This is a genomic window from Streptomyces sp. NPDC060194 (assembly GCF_042728285.1).
In the GTDB taxonomy this organism is placed as follows: domain Bacteria; phylum Actinomycetota; class Actinomycetes; order Streptomycetales; family Streptomycetaceae; genus Streptomyces.
Window position 1 is genome coordinate 13594 of record NZ_JBHWZH010000049.1, and the last position, 15805, is coordinate 29398.

Below are 15805 nucleotides of genomic sequence, written 5' to 3' on the forward strand. Positions count from 1 at the left end.
GTCCGCGCCGTGGGCCGCCGCGCCTGCGGCCGCCCGGACGGCGCGAGTTCACCGCGCGTTCACGCCCAGTCGGCCGCCCGTCAGATCCGCCTCCCTACCGTCTCGAACCGTCACCCGAGTCGTCCGAGACATCCCCACGGAGGGGCACGTGCGCAAACTGCTGCCGCTGCTGAGCTCACCGCACGCGGGTGGGCGTTCCGCCCTCACCTGCCGTTACCGCTGCGGTGACGCCTGCTTCCACGAGATACCGAACACCAGCGGGAACGAGTACGCCGGTGACATCATCGCCCGCGCCGTCTCCCGCCGTTCGGTGATGCGCACCGCCGCCGTGGTGACGGCGGCCACCGCCGTCGGCGCCACCGCCCTCACGCAGGCCGCCCCGCCGGCCACGGCCTCCGGCCGCACCCCGGCAGGACCGCACGGCGGCCCGACGCCGGACGGCGCCCGCGGTCTGCGCTTCGCGCCCGTCGCGCCGAACACCGCCGACAAGGTGACCGTCCCCAAGGGCTACGGCCAGAACGTCGTGATCCGCTGGGGCGACCCGATCCTGCGCGGCGCGCCCGCCTTCCGCGCGGACGGGCAGAGCGCCGCGGCGCAGGCCCGGCAGTTCGGCTACAACAACGACTTCCTCTCGCTGCTGCCCCTGGACCGCGACCGCCAGCTGCTCGTCGCGAACCACGAGTACACCGACGAGGTCCTGATGTTCGCCGGCTACGACGCGGCGAACCCGACCCGCGAGCAGGTCGAGATCGCGTGGGCGGCGCACGGCCTGTCCGTCGTGGTCGTCGAGGACGAGCGCCGCACCGGCAAGCTGACGGCCGTCCCCCGCCACCCCCTCAACCGGCGGCTGCACACCACCAGCGAGTTCCGGCTCACCGGCCCCGCCGCCGGCAGCCCGCTGCTGCGCACCAAGGCCGACCCGAAGGGCGTCAAGGTCCTCGGCACGCTCAACAACTGCGCCGGCGGCACCACCCCGTGGGGCACCACGCTGCACGGCGAGGAGAACTTCAACCAGTACTTCGCCAACGGTTCCAGCGCCACCGACAAGCGCTACGGCGTCGGCACCGGCGCCACCGAGCGCAAGTGGGAGCGGTTCGACGACCGGTTCGACCTGGCGAAGGAGCCCAACGAGGTCCACCGCCAGGGCTGGGTCGTCGAACTCGACCCGTACGACCCGGACTCCACGCCCCGCAAGCGCACCGCGCTGGGCCGCTTCAAGCACGAGGCCGCGCAGCCCCGCCTCACCGACGACGGCCGCCCCGTCGTCTACATGGGCGACGACGAGCGGTTCGACTACTTCTACAAGTTCGTCTCCTCGAAGCGGATGAAGAAGGGCGACTCCCGGGCCGCTCGCGAGCACAACCTGACGCTCCTGGACGAGGGCACCCTGTACGTCGCCAAGCTGACCGGCGACAGCCCCGGCACCGAGATCGACGGCACCGGCAAGCTCCCGGGCGACGGCGAGTTCGACGGCAGCGGCGTCTGGATCCCGCTCGCCACCGGCACCACCTCGCACGTCCCCGGCATGACCGCCGACGAGGTCTACGTCTTCACCCGCCTCGCCGGCGACAAGGTCGGCGCGACGAAGATGGACCGCCCCGAGGACGTCGAGCCGTCCCCCCGCACCGGCCGCGTCTACATCGCCCTGACGAACAACACCGACCGCGGCAAGCCCGGGAAGGCGGGCGCGGACGAGGCCAACCCGCGCAACCTCAACAAGCACGGCCAGATCCTGGAGCTCGCCGAGCACTGGGACGACCCCGCGGCCGACGGCTTCGCCTGGCGGCTCTTCCTCGTCGCGGGCGACCCGGACGACCCCGCGACGTACTTCGCGGGCTTCCCGAAGGACCAGGTCAGCCCGATCTCCTGCCCGGACAACGTGGCCTTCGACCCGCACGGCAACCTGTGGATCTCCACCGACGGCAACCAGCTCGGCTCGCACGACGGGCTGTTCGGGGTGGCCGTGCGCGGCGAGCGGCGGGGCGAGCTGAAGCAGTTCCTCACCGTCCCGAAGGGCGCGGAGACCTGCGGCCCGGTCATCCAGGACCGCCGCGTCCTGGTCGCCGTGCAGCACCCGGGCGAGGTGGACGGCGCCAGCGTCGAGAAGCCGGCGTCGACCTGGCCGGACGGGCCCGGGAAGATCGTCCGCCCCTCGGTGGTGGCGGTCTGGCGCGAGGACGGCCGCGACATCGGCGTCTGAGCGACGCGCGCGGCGGGCCCCGGGGACACCGGCCTCCGGGGCCCGCCGGGTGCGGAGCCGTGGGCCGGAGGAGCCGGTCCGGGTGGTGGGCTGCAGCCCGTGCGGCGCTGCCGCACCGGAGGCGTCCGGGGGCGACCCGCACGGAGCGTCCTCCCGTCCGGAGTCACCGGCGGGGCGCACCTACCCGCCCGACGACACCGCCCGTGCCGCACCGACCTCCTGCCGCAGCGGCGCGAGCACCCCCTCCTCGTCCCCGCCGAGCGCCGCCCGCACCTCCACGAGCGTCGTCGCGTCCCGCAGACCACCGCCCAACTCCCGCAGCTGGGCGGCGATCTCGGCCGCCTCTTCCGGTCGCGGCGGAGCCGCCCCGTGGTTCACCCGGACCCGCGCCGCGGTCGTCGCGTCGACGATCCGCTCGACCGCCACGACCAGCGGCCACCACGCGGCGGCCCGCCGCCCGGTCGGCGGCGGCTCCGTCAGCGCCCGCTGGAACTCCGAGCGCACCTGCGCCAGGTCCCGGTACAGCCGGCGCCGCAGCCGCACCCGCTCGCCCTGGTGCGCCTCCGCGCCGGGCCCGAAGGCGCACTCGACGTACCGGGCGGTGTCCTCGATGGCCTCCGCGAGCCGGTCGGCGACCCGGGTGCCCCAGCTCTCCGGCCACAGCAGATAGCCGGCGACGACGACGATCGCGCAGCCGAGCAGGCTGTCCAGGAGCCGCGGCCACACCAGGCCGACGCCCTGGTGGTTGAGGGTGTCGGACAGCAGCAGGATGACCGGGGTGACGGCGGCCGTCTGGAAGGCGTACCCGCGCGCCGAGACCGCCGGGACCAGCGCCCCGAGCACCACCATGACCGGCACGTCCCACCACCCCCGCGGCACCTGCGCGAGCACGCCCGCCGCGACGAGCAGCCCGACCACCGTGCCGACCGCGCGCAGCAGGGCCCGCGAGAACACCGACCCGAAGTCCGGCTTCAGGACGAAGGTGACCGTCAGCGCCACCCAGTACGAGCGCGGCACCGCGACGAGCGACACCAGCGCCTGCGCGATCCCGATGCACAGCGCGAGCCGCAGCCCGTACCGCCAGGACGCGCCCGAGAGCAGCACCGTCCTGGCCGCCCGCCGCAGCCGCACGCGGGGCGGCGCGGGCCGGCCGAGCCGGTCGTCGGCCGGGTAGGAGTCGGGTTCCGCGGTCCGCACCACGTCCGCCGTGTGCCGCAGCGCCGCCTCGACCGCCCGGTCCGCCGGACCGAGCGGCTCCGGCAGGGCGGGCGCGGGGACGGCGTCGGGTCCGCGGCGCGCCTCGGCGACCGCGTCGGCCAGCTGCCGCACCGCCGCGGCGATCTCCGGCCGTCGGGAGGGCGCCCCGTACAGATGGGCCGCCGCGGCCGCCTCCACCAGCGGGATCACCGCGTTGAGCTGGGCGAGGAGCCGCACGAGGGAGTCGGTGCGGCCGTGGGAGCGGGCCCGGCGGGCGAGGACCAGGTCGTAGGCGGTGTCGAGGGACCGGGTGACGTCCTGGCGGCGCGCGGAGTAGACCTCGCCCGGGCCGCCGGCGGCGGCGAACAGGTCGGCGGCCGTGCGGTAGGTGTCCGCGACCGCCGCGCGCTCCGGCCCGCTGCGCCGCCAGGGCCAGCCCAGGAGCGCCAGCGCGAGCACGAGCAGCCCGCCCAGGGCGAGCAGCAGTGGGGCCTTCCACCACGGTCCCGGCAGCGGCAGCCCCGCGCCGATCACCGCGTTCAGCAGGAGCAGCAGCCCGGACGTCGAGGCGACGGCCCCGACGGACGAGATCATCCCCGACACCAGCGCGACCAGCGTCAGCGCCAGGACGGCCACCCACCCCTGCCCGTACACCTGGGAGCCGATCAGCACCCCGAGGGCGCCGAACACCTGCGGCACGGCGATGTTCAGGATCCGCATCCGGTAGGCGTCGGCGGTGTCCCCGATGACGCCGGACAGCGCGCCCATCGACACCAGCGCCCCGAGCGCGGGCTGCCCCGCGGCCGTGCCCACCGCCAGCGGGAGCGCGAGCGCGACGCCCGCCCGCAGGACCGCGGGCCAGGGGACGGGGGCCGCTGCCGGCTTGAGGCTTCTGACCAGCCACGGCGGGGGGACGAGGGGCATACGACCAGTATGTGCGGGCCCCCGGCGGCGGGCCGCACGCGCCCGTCAGCCCTCGTGGAGCGTCAGTTCCGCGAGGAGCGACCGGTGGTCGGTGTCGGCGAGGTCGACGAAGCGGGCCCCGCGGACCGAGAGGTCGGCGCCGACGAGGACGTGGTCGATCTGCGCACCCAGCGGCGGGGCGGTCCGGGACGGCCACGAGGGCTCACGCCCCCGGCCGGCCGTCGCGGCCGCGTCCCGCAGCCCGGTGTCGAGCAGGGCACGGAACGCGGCGTGGTCCTGGGAGGCGTTGAAGTCGCCGGCGAGGACGGTGGGCCCCTCGCTGCGGGCCGCGAACTCCCGCACGGCGCCCAGTTCCCGGCGCCAGTTCCCCACCCCGCCCGGGATCGGCGGCAGCGGGTGGGCGAGCTGCACCGCCACGTCGCGCCCGCCGATCCGGGCGACCGCGCCGGGCATCGCGAGCGTCCCCGCGATGCCCGCCGTGGGCGTCAGCGGGAAGCGGCTGAGGATCGCCGAGCCCTCCGAACCGCCCGCGGCCACGACGTTCCGGTACGGATAGCGCGCGGCGGACAGCCGGCGCGCGAGGACGTCGGCGCAGGTGAACTCGCATTCCTGCACGAAGACCAGGTCCGGCCGCTCCCGCTCGACCGCGGCGACGAGCCCGTCCGTCGCCCGCCCGAACTCGACGTTCGACGTCAGGACGGTGAACCGGGCGGCCTCCGCCCCGCCCGCCGCCCCCGCGGGGCCTTCGTACGGCCGGACGAACCAGGCCGTCAGGGCGAGGACGACCACCGTCCACAGCACCCCCGCCCGCCAGCGGGCGAGCAGCGCCACGAGCAGCGCCAGCGCGCCGGGCAGCAGCAGCCAGGGCAGGAACGCGAGCAGTTGCGGCACCGGCGTCACGCCGTCCGCGTCCGCCGCCCGGAACCCGATCACGACGCCCACCCCCGCGAGCAGCAGCCCCGCGCCCCACACCGCCGCCGCCCGCATTCTCACTCCCACACCCCGAAGGGACGGCGTGGCCGCCGCGGCAGTTGCGCGGACCACGCCGTTCTCCGCGCGAGGGGGCTCAGCGCCGCAGCGCCTGGCCGACGTCGGCCTTCACCTCGCCGCTGAGTTCGCGGTTGCTGCGGACCGTCGCGCTCTTCGACTTGCCCGGCGCCACGTCCTTGACGTCCACGACCGTGACGTCGAGAAGCTTGTCGTCCTGGTCGCGGAAGTTCACCGTGACCGTGTAGCTGGCCTGCTCGTCGGTGCTGTTGTCGGCCGTCAGCTCGACCGAACTGCGCTGCCCGCTGGTCGTGACGTCGCCCAGCTCGATGTCGTCCTTGCCGCTGACCGCCCCCTTCACCTCGGCGACCTTCGCCGACGCGGAGGCCTGCGCCCTGGCGGCGGCGTCGGAGGCCTGGCTCGCCGCGTCGACGGCCTTCTCGGACGCCGCGCTCGCCACCTCGCCGGCCTTCTCCCGCGCGGAGGACGCGGCGTCATTCGCCTCCTTGGTGATGTCGGAGACCGAGCCGGACGGGTCGGAGTCGTCGGAGCAGGCGGTGGCGGTCAGCAGCAGGGCGGCGGTGGCGGCGAGGGCGCCGAGGGCACGGGTGATCTTCATACGGTCAGCGTGCCGAGGGAGCCCGGCGGCCGCTACGCGGACGGCCGGACGAGGAGCGGACTTCACGCGGACGGGCCCGGCCGGTGGTCCGGTCGGCGGATGTCTCACATGACCGTGCCTGGTCGCGGACGCGATGTTTCACGTGAAACGAGCCCGGCCAAGAACGCGATGTTTCACGTGAAACAGTGCCGCACTGTTTCACGTGAAACGTCGACGGGTCGGCCCGGTCGGCGATCAGTCGTGCCGCGTGTTGAGCCGGTACAGCGTCGCGGCGGCGGTCGGCGCGGCGACCAGCAGGCCGAGGACGGACGACCACAGCCAGTCGGCCGGGGTCAGGGAGACCAGGAAGCCCACCCCGATGCCGGTCACGGCACCCCACGACCCGGCGCGCACCTCTTTCGGGAGCAGCGGTCCGAACCGGTGCAACGCGAGGACCACCCCGCCGCCGATCACCGCGAGGACGATGCCGAACAGTGCGTTGCCCCAGGTGAAGGCACCGGCGTCGCGCTGGTTGAAGGCCCCCCAGATGCCGAAGACCAGCCCGGCGAGGACCGCGGCGCCGATGGCCGGCCGGGTGAGGTCGGCGGGACGGGCGGGCGGTGGGGTCGACCGGCTCGAGGGCCGCAGGAGGGGAACGTCGCGAGCTGCGAGCTGCGTCATCTGAGGCTCCGTTTCTCCGCCCCCGCAGATCCGGCACCGGTCCGCCACGCACCAGCCCCACCCGAACCGTCGCGCCGAGGCCCGTCCGTCACGCCGGTAGGCGCCCGTCCGGACCGTCACCTCAAGGAAAGCGTAGAAATTCTCCTTCCGCATGCGATGAGTTCTCGCGCCAGGCACGGTCTTAGGGGCGAGACGTTTTCACGGACGGTGGGAACGCGAGAAGGGACGGCGGCACCATGAGCGGACAGAACACGCCCCTGGCGATCGAGACCCGGGGGTTGGTGAAGACCTTCGGTGAGACCCGCGCCGTGGACGGGGTCGACCTCGCTGTCCCCACCGGTACGGTCTACGGCGTCCTCGGGCCGAACGGAGCGGGCAAGACCACCGCCGTGAAGGTCCTCGCCACCCTGCTGCGGCCGGACGGGGGCGAGGCGCTGGTGTTCGGCAAGGACGTGGTGCGCGAGGCCGACGCGGTCCGCGGCCGGGTCAGCCTCACCGGCCAGTACGCCTCGGTCGACGAGGACCTGACCGGCACCGAGAACCTGGTCCTGCTCGGCCGGCTGCTCGGACACGGCAAGCCGGCCGCGCGCGAGCGCTCGGCGGAGCTCCTGGAGGCGTTCGGGCTGACCGCGGCAGCCGGGAAGCAGGTCAAGAACTACTCCGGCGGCATGCGGCGGCGCATCGACATCGCCGCGTCCATCCTGAACACCCCCGACCTGCTGTTCCTCGACGAGCCGACCACCGGTCTCGACCCGCGCAGCCGCAACCAGGTCTGGGACATCGTGCGGGCCGTCGTCTCCCAGGGCACCACGGTGCTGCTCACCACCCAGTACCTCGACGAGGCCGACCAGCTCGCCTCCCGGATCGCCGTCATCGACCAGGGCAAGGTCATCGCCGAGGGCACCAAGGGCGAGCTGAAGGCGTCCGTCGGCGCCGGCACCGTGCACCTGCGGCTGCGCGACGCGTCCCAGCGGAACGAGGCGCGGGAGGTCCTGCGGCGGTCCCTGCGCGGCGACGGCGTCGACGTCCTGCTGGAGGCCGACCCGGTGGCGCTCACCGCCCGGGTCGGCGACGGCGAGTCGAACGGGCACGGGGCCGCCGAGCAGGCCGCCCGCGCGCTCTCCGAGCTGGCCCGGGCCGGCATCACCGTCGACAACTTCGCCCTCGGCCAGCCCAGCCTGGACGAGGTGTTCCTGGCCCTGACCGGCCGCAAGGCCACCGCCGGCGGTGAGGGCGGCGACGACGGCGGGAGCGACGGCGAACCCGACATCCACGACGAGATCCGCAAGGAAGAGGCCTCGGCATGAGCACCGTCACCGACACCCCCGCCAAGACCGCCGCCCCGACGGCCGCCGAACTCGCCGAGGTGAGCACGGAGTCGCTGGCCGCCCTGCTCGTCGCCAAGGAGCGGCCCCCGCGGCCGAGCGCCCTGGCCGCCTCCCTGGCCTTCGGCTGGCGGGCGATGCTCAAGATCAAGCACGTGCCCGAGCAGCTCTTCGACGTGACCGCCTTCCCGATCATGCTCGTGCTGATGTACACGTACCTCTTCGGCGGGGCGATCGCCGGATCCGTCGACGCCTACGTGCAGTTCGTGCTGCCCGGCATCCTCGTCATGAGCATCGTGATGATCACGATGTACACCGGGGTGGCCATCAACACCGACATCACCAAGGGCGTCTTCGACCGCTTCCGCACCCTGCCGATCTGGCGGCCCGCCCCCATGGTCGGCTACCTGCTCGGCGACGTGCTCCGCTACCTGATGGCGTCCGCGGTCATGATCACGGTCGGCCTCCTCATCGGCTTCCGGCCCGACGGCGGCGTGGTCGGCGTGCTTGCCGGGGTCGCGCTCCTGCTGGTGTTCTCCTTCGCCTTCTCCTGGATCTGGACCATGTTCGGCCTGCTGCTGCGGACCGAGAAGTCCGTCATGGGCGTCAGCATGATGGTGATCTTCCCGCTGACCTTCCTCAGCAACGTCTTCGTCGACCCGAAGACCATGCCGGGCTGGCTCCAGGCGTTCGTGAACAACAGCCCCATCAGCCACCTGGCCACCGCCGTCCGCGAGCTGATGGCGGGCAACTGGCCGGCCGACGAGATCGCCTGGTCGCTCGGCTGGGCGGCGGTGCTCCTGCTGGTCTTCGGCCCGGTCACCATGCGGCTCTACAACCGCAAGTAGCCCGGTGGCCACGGGTTACCGTGGCCATGTGGTGGACGAGTACGAACTGCGCCGGCGACGGGTCGAGTGGCCGGTGGTCGGCGCGGTGGCGGTCGGCGGCGGTGTCGGAGCCCTCGCCAGGTACGCCGCCGCGCAGCTCTGGCCGACGGCGGAGGGCGCGTTCCCCTGGACGACCTTCGCGGTCAACATGGTGGGGTGCGCGGCCATCGGGCTCTTCCTGGCCCTGCTCCGGCCGCACGCGCACCCGTTGCTGCGGCCGTTCGTCGCGACCGGGATCCTCGGCGGGTTCACCACCTTCTCCACCTACGCCGTCGACGCGGCCGGCCTCGTCCGCGCGGACCGGGCCGCCGTCGCCGCCGCCTACCTGCTGCTGACGCTGCTCGCCGCGCTCCTCGCGGCCCGGGCGGGCATCGCGGCCGGCGACCGGATCCGCGCCGCGGAGGCCCGCCCGTGAACTGGCTGCTCGTCCTGGCCGGCGGCATGGTCGGCGCCCCGCTCCGCCACCTCGCCGACACCGCGGCCCGCTCCCGCTTCGGCGACGCGTTCCCCTGGGGGATCCTCGCCGTCAACGTCGCCGGCTCCGCGCTCCTGGGAGCCCTGACCGGCGTCGGCGCCGACCTCCAGCTCCTGCTGGGGACGGGCCTGTGCGGGGCCCTGACCACGTACTCGACGTTCTCCTACGAGACGCTGCGGCTGCCGCTGCTGCCCGCGGTGGCGAACGCGGCCGTCAGCGTCGCGGCCGGATTCGGGGCGGCGTACGCGGCCTACGGGCTGTTCTGAGGCACGGGCCGCGCCTCTCGGCCGTCATCCCGCGCGCCATCACACGCGCGCCCGCCCCCGCACCCGAACCGCCCCCCTTCACCCCTTCCGGCGATCCCGGAACCGGCCCCGGATGCCCCGCCGCGGCCCTGGGTAGCGCGCCCCCATGACGCAGCCCTTCACCCTCCCGGCCTTCTACCTGCCGCACCCGGCCCGCCTGAACCCCCATTTGGAGGGCGCCCGCGCCCACACCCGCGCCTGGGCCCGCGAGATGCGCATGCTGGAAGGCTCCGGCGTCTGGACCTCGGCCGACCTGGAGGCGCACGACTACGCGCTCCTGTGCGCGTACACCCACCCCGACTGCGACGCGGCCGCCCTCGACCTGATCACCGACTGGTACGTGTGGGTCTTCTTCTTCGACGACCACTTCCTGGAGACCTTCAAGCGCTCCCAGGACCGCGCGGGCGGCAAGGCGTACCTGGACCGGCTCCCGCTGTTCATGCCGATGGCCGACGGAGCAGTGACCCCCGAGCCGGCCAACCCCGTCGAGGCCGGCCTCGCCGATCTCTGGGCGCGGACCGTGCCGGCGATGGGCCCCGACTGGCGGCGGCGCTTCGCCACCTCCACGGAGAACCTGCTCAACGAGTCGCTGTGGGAGCTGTCGAACATCAACGAGGGCCGGATCGCCAACCCGGTCGAGTACATCGAGATGCGCCGCAAGGTCGGCGGCGCCCCCTGGTCGGCCGGCCTCGTGGAGTACGCCACGGCCGAGATCCCCGCGTCCGTCTCCGGCTCCCGCCCGCTGCGGGTCCTGATGGAGACCTTCTCCGACGCCGTCCACCTGCGCAACGACCTCTTCTCCTACCAGCGGGAGGTGGAGGACGAGGGCGAGCTGAGCAACGGCGTGCTGGTCCTGGAGACGTTCTTCGGCTGCTCCACCCAGGAGGCCGCCGAGACCGTCAACGACGTCCTCACCTCCCGCATGCACCAGTTCGAGCACACCGCGCTGACCGAGGTCCCCGCCCTCGCCCTGGACACCGGCCTCACCCCCGGCGAGGTCGCCGCCGTCGCCGCGTACGCCAAGGGCCTGCAGGACTGGCAGAGCGGCGGGCACGAATGGCACTGCCGCTCCAGCCGCTACATGAACGACGGCGCCGCCACCGGCCCCGCCTGGGCCGTCCCCGGCGGCCTCGGCACCTCCGCCGCCGACGTCCGGAGCCTGCTCGCCGCGGCAGGAGCGGCCCGCCTCCGCCGGCACGCGCACGTCCCGTTCCAGCGGGTGGGTCCGACCGACCTACCCGAGTTCCTCATGCCCTTCGAGCTCCACCTCAGCCCCCACCTGGAGACCGCCCGCCACCACCTCACCGACTGGGCGCGGCGCGTCGGACTGCTCGACGAGGGCATCTGGGACGCGCGCAAGCTCCGCGACTTCGACCTGCCGCTGTGCGCCGCCGGCCTGCACCCCGACGCCGACCCGGCCGCACTGGACCGTGCCTCGGCCTGGCTGGCCTGGGGCACCTACGGCGACGACTACTACCCGGTCGTCTTCGGCCACGCCCGCGACCTGCCCGCCGCCCGGCTGTGCACCGAACGCCTCAAGGCCTGCATGCCGCTCGACCCCGCGACCGCCCCAACGCCCCCGGCCAACGCCCTCGAACGCGGACTCGCCGACCTCTGGACCGCCACCACCGCCCCCATGGCCCCGGCCGACCGCCGCGCCTTCCGCACCGCCGTCGACGACATGCTCGACAGCTGGCTCTGGGAGCTCGGCAACCAGGCGCAGCACCGCGTCCCCGACCCCGTCGACTACCTGGAGATGCGCCGCAGGACCTTCGGCTCCGACTTCACGATGAGCCTCGCCCGCCTCTCCCACGGCGGCCTCGTCCCCCCGGAGGTCTACCGCAGCGGCCCCGTCCGCTCCCTGGAGAACGCCGCAGCCGACTACGCCTGCCTGCTCAACGACGTCTTCTCCTACCAGAAGGAGATCGAGTACGAGGGCGAGATCCACAACGCCGTCCTCGTCACGCAGAACTTCTTCGGCCTCGACCACCCCGCCGCGCTCGCCGTCGTCGCCGACCTGACGAACCAGCGCATGCGGCAGTTCCAGCACGTCGTCGCACACGAACTGCCCCTCCTCTACGACGACTTCCGGCTTGACCACGGCACCCGGGCGATCATGGACGGCTACGTCCAGGAGCTCCGCAACTGGCTGGCGGGCATCCTCAACTGGCACCGCCACTGCCGCCGCTACCGCGAGGAGGACCTGCGCGCGCACGCCGCCCCCACCCTGCGCCGACCGCACCACCCGCCGCGAACGGGCGTACCCGTGATTGCCCCACCCGGCCCAGGGGCACCCGTCCTCCATGGCTCCTGACCACCGCGAAGCACCCGTCCTCGACGCCCTGCGCCGGTACCACGAGGCGGGCGAGATCGCCTTCACCCCGCCCGGTCACAAGCAGGCGCGGGGCGCCGACCCGGCTGTGCGCGAGGTGCTCGGCGACGCCGTCTTCCTCGGCGACGTCCTCGCCTCCGGCGGCCTGGACGACCGCACCACCTCGGGCCGGGTCCTGGAGCGGGCCCAGGAACTGATGGCGGACGCCGTCCACGCCGAGCACACCTTCTTCACCACCTGCGGCAGCTCGCTCTCCGTCAAGGCGGCCATGCTCGCCGTCGCCCACCCGCACGAGAAGCTCCTCATCGGCCGGGACGTCCACCTGTCGGTCGTCTCCGGCCTGATCCTGGCCGGCATCCGCCCGATCTGGGTCGAGCCCCAGTGGGACGCCGACCGGCACCTCGCCCACGCCCCGTCGGCCGCCGCCTACGAGAAGGCGTTCGCCGAGCACCCCGACGCGCGCGGCGCCCTCGTCACCAGCCCGACCCCGTACGGCACCAGCGCCGACCTGCGGGGGATCGCCGAGGTCTGCCACGCGCGCCGCCGCCCGCTGATCGTCGACGAGGCCTGGGGCGCCCACCTGCCCTTCCACCCCGACCTGCCCACCTGGGCGATGGACGCGGGCGCGGACCTCTGCGTCACCAGCATCCACAAGATGGGCAGCGGTCTGGAGCAGGGCTCGGTCATCCACCTCAGCGGCAACCTGGTGGACCCCGCCGTCGTGCGCTCCCGCGCGGAACTCCTGGGCACCACCAGCCCGTCCACGCTCATCTACGCCGGCCTCGACGGCTGGCGGCGGCAGATGGCCCTGAACGGCCGCGCCCTGCTCGGCGGGGCACTGGCCCGCGCCGCCGACGTCCGGAGCGAGATCGCACGCATCCACCCCGACCTGCACGTCAACGACGAGCAGGACTTCTGCGGGCCCGGCAAGGGGCACGGCTTCGACCCGCTGCCGGTCACCATGGACCTGTACCGGCTCGGCATCACCGGCTACGACGCCGCCGACTGGCTGCGCCGCAACCACCGCATCGACATCCACCTCGGCGACCACCGCCGCATCAGCGCCCTGCTCACCCACGCCGACGACGAGCAGACCACCGGCGCGCTGCTCACCGCGCTCGAGGACCTGGTCCGCCGCGCCGACGAGCTGCGCCCCGCGCCCGAGGTGTACATCCCCTCGCCGGACGAGCTGCGCATGGAGCAGGTCGTGCCGCCCCGCGACGCCTACTTCGGCCGGGTCGAGGACGTGCCCGTCTCGCAGGCCGTGGGCCGGGTCGCCGCCGAGATGCTGACGCCGTACCCGCCCGGCATCCCCGCCGCCCTGCCCGGCGAGCGGCTCACCGAGCTGGTGCTGCGCTACCTGCGCACCGGCCTCGCCTCCGGAATGAACCTGCCGGACCCGGCCGACCCCGAGCTGCGCACGATCCGGGTGCTCGACGAGGAGGCGTCCACGGGAAAACGCCGTCCGATCTGAGCGCCCCCCGGGCGAATACGAGGTGAGCGGCGCGTGAATAACCGCGGGAAACGCGGCGGGAAAACACACGCCGACGCGCCGCGGACGTGCGAATAACGGGCCTGCCGCAGCTCCTCGTGCTAGTCTGGAGACCAGTTGCAGTTGTGGTTACCAAGGACCTGAAGTGCTCTTTGCGACACGACGTCGCGGGAGCACTTTTGTATTTCCGGATCTTCTTCCGGGCGTGGTGATCGTCTCCGCGACGCGGGATGCGCGCAGTGCGTTTCCCGGGCTTTGCCCAGAAGGAGAGAAATCATGGCTACTGGCACCGTGAAGTGGTTCAACTCGGAAAAGGGCTTCGGCTTCATCGAGCAGGAGGGCGGCGGCCCCGACGTCTTCGCCCACTACTCGAACATCGCCACGTCCGGCTTCCGTGAGCTTCAGGAAGGCCAGAAGGTGACCTTCGACGTCACGCAGGGCCAGAAGGGCCCGCAGGCCGAGAACATCGTTCCCGCCTGACGCGGAGGACGCACTCGCGTCTACCATGGACGAGGCCCGCATCCCCGGGGTGCGGGCCTCGGCCGTTTCTCCGGCGCACCGCGCGCCGTCAGCACCACCTCTCGCGGCCACCGTCGCCCGCCGGTGACGTCCAGCCCGGCCAGGGCCGCGTTCCCCCATCCGGCTCGTTCCTGCGCTTCCTCCGGCCGCCCCCGTGCGCCCGCGGATCCCTCGATACGTGCCGCACGCACCGCATGCCATCGAGGAAGGTTCCGCATGAACCACCGCACGTCCCGCACGTCCCGATCCGGTCCCGACGAGCGCTACGGCTTCAGCCGCAACCGCGCCGGCGGCCCCGCCGGCCGGGGCGGCGCCCCCAAGGGCCGCGGCCCGGGCCGCCGGCCCGCCGCCGCCCGCCCGACCGAGTTCGCGCTGCCGGAGACGGTCACCCCCGCGCTGCCCGCCGCCGCGACCTTCGACGAGCTGGAGCTGCCGGCCGTCGTCAAGAAGGCCCTCGGCGACCAGGGCATGCACGAGCCGTTCCCGATCCAGGCCGCCACCCTGCCGAACTCGCTGGCCGGCCGGGACATCATGGGCCGCGGCCGCACCGGCTCCGGCAAGACGCTCGCCTTCGGCCTCGCGCTGCTCGCCCGCACCGCCGGCCGCCGCGCCGAGCCCAAGCAGCCGCTCGCCCTCGTCCTGGTCCCCACCCGCGAGCTCGCCCAGCAGGTCACCGACGCCCTCGCCCCGTACGCCCGGGCGCTCCGGCTGCGGACGGCGACCGTCGTCGGCGGGATGTCGATCGGCCGGCAGTCGAGCGCGCTGCGTGGCGGCGCCGAGGTCGTCGTGGCGACCCCCGGCCGGCTGAAGGACCTGATCGAGCGGCGCGACTGCAAGCTCGACCAGGTCGCGGTCACCGTCCTGGACGAGGCCGACCAGATGGCCGACATGGGCTTCATGCCGCAGGTCACCGAGCTGCTCGACCAGGTGCGCCCGGACGGGCAGCGGATGCTGTTCTCCGCCACCCTCGACCGCAACGTCGACCTGCTCGTCCGCAAGTACCTCAGCGACCCGGTGGTCCACTCGGTCGACCCGTCCCAGGGCGCGGTCACCACGATGGAGCACCACGTGCTGCACGTGCAGGGCGCCGACAAGTACGCCACCACCACGGAGATCGCCGCCCGCGACGGGCGCGTGATCCTCTTCCTCGACACCAAGCACGCCGTCGACAAGCTGACCGAGCACCTCCTCGCCAGCGGGGTCCGCGCCGCCGCACTGCACGGCGGCAAGTCGCAGCCGCAGCGCACCCGGACCCTCGCCCGCTTCAAGACGGGCGACGTCACGGCCCTGGTCGCCACGAACGTCGCCGCGCGCGGCATCCACGTCGACAACCTGGACCTGGTCGTCAACGTCGATCCGCCGAGCGACCACAAGGACTACCTGCACCGCGGCGGCCGTACGGCGCGGGCCGGCGAGTCCGGCTCGGTCGTCACCCTGGTGCTGCCGGGGCAGCGCCGGGACATGGACCGGCTGATGCGGGACGCGGGCATCACGCCGCGGGTCGCGCAGGTGCGGTCGGGCGAGGCGGAGCTGAGCCGGATCACCGGGGCGCAGGCGCCGTCGGGCGTGCCGGTCACGGTCGGCTCCCCGCGCGAGGAGTCCGCGGCCGGCCGCCGGCCGCGTGGAGGCGGCGCGGGTCGGGGCGGGGCGCCGTTCCGCGGCCGGGGCAGCCGCTCCGGGGAGTCGCGGCGCGCCGTGGAGGCCCGGCAGACGGCTGAGGCGCGCGCGGCGGCGCGGGTGCGCCGGGCGGCCTGACCCGGCGTTTCGCGGAATTGCGAACATTTACCTCGAAGTCGACCGCGTTTTCGAGTGCACGGTAAACGCACATTTCTTCCCCGTCGCCCCCTGTGGGATGCTCGCGATTCGCATGTCCGTTTCCACTC

Annotated in this window: 13 protein-coding genes; 9 read left to right on the forward strand and 4 right to left on the reverse strand. The window is 73.8% G+C overall.

Annotated elements, in window-relative coordinates; translation table 11 throughout:
• Positions 1–148 precede the first annotated feature (148 nt).
• The gene (locus ACFWEG_RS13575) at positions 149–2200 is read left to right on the forward strand and encodes a PhoX family protein (protein ID WP_387213560.1); all 2052 of its coding nucleotides are present in this window, start codon (positions 149–151) and stop codon (positions 2198–2200) included.
• A gap of 180 nt (positions 2201–2380) precedes the next feature.
• On the opposite strand, the gene ACFWEG_RS13580 is transcribed toward ACFWEG_RS13575, so the two are convergent.
• The 4 genes from ACFWEG_RS13580 to ACFWEG_RS13595 all read right to left on the reverse strand — a co-directional run bounded on the left by ACFWEG_RS13580 (position 2381) and on the right by ACFWEG_RS13595 (position 6587).
• Positions 2381–4321 (reverse strand): FUSC family protein, encoded by a 1941-nt coding sequence (locus tag ACFWEG_RS13580; protein WP_387213564.1) that lies wholly within the window; start codon positions 4319–4321, stop codon positions 2381–2383.
• A gap of 45 nt (positions 4322–4366) precedes the next feature.
• Positions 4367–5308 (reverse strand): endonuclease/exonuclease/phosphatase family protein, encoded by a 942-nt coding sequence (locus ACFWEG_RS13585; RefSeq protein ID WP_387213629.1) that lies wholly within the window; start codon positions 5306–5308, stop codon positions 4367–4369.
• Between the two features lie 79 nt (positions 5309–5387).
• A complete protein-coding gene (locus ACFWEG_RS13590) occupies positions 5388–5927 on the reverse strand; it encodes a hypothetical protein (protein ID WP_387213566.1) in 540 nt (179 codons plus the stop codon).
• A gap of 234 nt (positions 5928–6161) precedes the next feature.
• On the reverse strand, positions 6162–6587 hold the full coding sequence (locus ACFWEG_RS13595) for a hypothetical protein (RefSeq protein ID WP_387213568.1): 426 nt from the start codon (positions 6585–6587) through the stop codon (positions 6162–6164).
• A 236-nt stretch (positions 6588–6823) separates the two neighbouring features.
• Between ACFWEG_RS13595 and ACFWEG_RS13600 the strand changes: the two genes are divergently transcribed.
• The 8 genes from ACFWEG_RS13600 to ACFWEG_RS13635 all read left to right on the forward strand — a co-directional run bounded on the left by ACFWEG_RS13600 (position 6824) and on the right by ACFWEG_RS13635 (position 15677).
• On the forward strand, positions 6824–7894 hold the full coding sequence (locus ACFWEG_RS13600) for an ATP-binding cassette domain-containing protein (RefSeq protein ID WP_387213571.1): 1071 nt from the start codon (positions 6824–6826) through the stop codon (positions 7892–7894).
• Complete coding sequence (locus tag ACFWEG_RS13605; RefSeq protein ID WP_387213575.1) at positions 7891–8760, forward strand: ABC transporter permease; 870 nt, start codon at positions 7891–7893, stop codon at positions 8758–8760. The genes ACFWEG_RS13600 and ACFWEG_RS13605 overlap by 4 nt, the downstream gene beginning before the upstream one ends.
• A gap of 28 nt (positions 8761–8788) precedes the next feature.
• The gene (crcB, locus tag ACFWEG_RS13610) at positions 8789–9214 is read left to right on the forward strand and encodes a fluoride efflux transporter CrcB (protein ID WP_387213578.1); all 426 of its coding nucleotides are present in this window, start codon (positions 8789–8791) and stop codon (positions 9212–9214) included.
• Positions 9211–9540 carry a fluoride efflux transporter FluC gene (locus ACFWEG_RS13615; RefSeq protein ID WP_387213581.1) on the forward strand — a complete coding sequence of 110 codons (330 nt, stop codon included), beginning with the start codon at positions 9211–9213 and terminating at the stop codon, positions 9538–9540. Before crcB ends, ACFWEG_RS13615 begins: the two co-directional genes overlap by 4 nt.
• 145 nt (positions 9541–9685) lie before the next feature.
• The gene (gene cyc2 / locus ACFWEG_RS13620) at positions 9686–11893 is read left to right on the forward strand and encodes a germacradienol/geosmin synthase Cyc2 (RefSeq protein ID WP_387213584.1); all 2208 of its coding nucleotides are present in this window, start codon (positions 9686–9688) and stop codon (positions 11891–11893) included.
• Positions 11883–13385: an aminotransferase class I/II-fold pyridoxal phosphate-dependent enzyme gene (locus tag ACFWEG_RS13625; protein WP_387213587.1), complete on the forward strand. Its 1503-nt coding sequence runs from the start codon at positions 11883–11885 to the stop codon at positions 13383–13385. The genes cyc2 and ACFWEG_RS13625 overlap by 11 nt, the downstream gene beginning before the upstream one ends.
• Before the next feature lie 294 nt (positions 13386–13679).
• Positions 13680–13883 carry a cold-shock protein gene (locus ACFWEG_RS13630; protein WP_003991681.1) on the forward strand — a complete coding sequence of 68 codons (204 nt, stop codon included), beginning with the start codon at positions 13680–13682 and terminating at the stop codon, positions 13881–13883.
• 255 nt (positions 13884–14138) lie between these two features.
• Positions 14139–15677: a DEAD/DEAH box helicase gene (locus tag ACFWEG_RS13635; protein WP_387213590.1), complete on the forward strand. Its 1539-nt coding sequence runs from the start codon at positions 14139–14141 to the stop codon at positions 15675–15677.
• Positions 15678–15805: the final 128 nt, after the last annotated feature.

Excerpts from the sequence above, each read along its gene's own strand:
- cyc2 (WP_387213584.1), top strand. The coding sequence starts at position 9,686 with ATGACGCAGCCCTTCACCCTCCCGGCCTTCTACCTGCCGCACCCGGCC.
- ACFWEG_RS13605 (WP_387213575.1), top strand. The coding sequence starts at position 7,891 with ATGAGCACCGTCACCGACACCCCCGCCAAGACCGCCGCCCCGACGGCC.
- ACFWEG_RS13625 (WP_387213587.1), top strand. The coding sequence starts at position 11,883 with ATGGCTCCTGACCACCGCGAAGCACCCGTCCTCGACGCCCTGCGCCGG.
- ACFWEG_RS13580 (WP_387213564.1), bottom strand. The coding sequence starts at position 4,321 with ATGCCCCTCGTCCCCCCGCCGTGGCTGGTCAGAAGCCTCAAGCCGGCA.
- ACFWEG_RS13595 (WP_387213568.1), bottom strand. The coding sequence starts at position 6,587 with ATGACGCAGCTCGCAGCTCGCGACGTTCCCCTCCTGCGGCCCTCGAGC.
- ACFWEG_RS13600 (WP_387213571.1), top strand. The coding sequence starts at position 6,824 with ATGAGCGGACAGAACACGCCCCTGGCGATCGAGACCCGGGGGTTGGTG.
- ACFWEG_RS13590 (WP_387213566.1), bottom strand. The coding sequence starts at position 5,927 with ATGAAGATCACCCGTGCCCTCGGCGCCCTCGCCGCCACCGCCGCCCTG.
- ACFWEG_RS13635 (WP_387213590.1), top strand. The coding sequence starts at position 14,139 with ATGAACCACCGCACGTCCCGCACGTCCCGATCCGGTCCCGACGAGCGC.
- ACFWEG_RS13585 (WP_387213629.1), bottom strand. The coding sequence starts at position 5,308 with ATGCGGGCGGCGGCGGTGTGGGGCGCGGGGCTGCTGCTCGCGGGGGTG.
- ACFWEG_RS13630 (WP_003991681.1), top strand. The coding sequence starts at position 13,680 with ATGGCTACTGGCACCGTGAAGTGGTTCAACTCGGAAAAGGGCTTCGGC.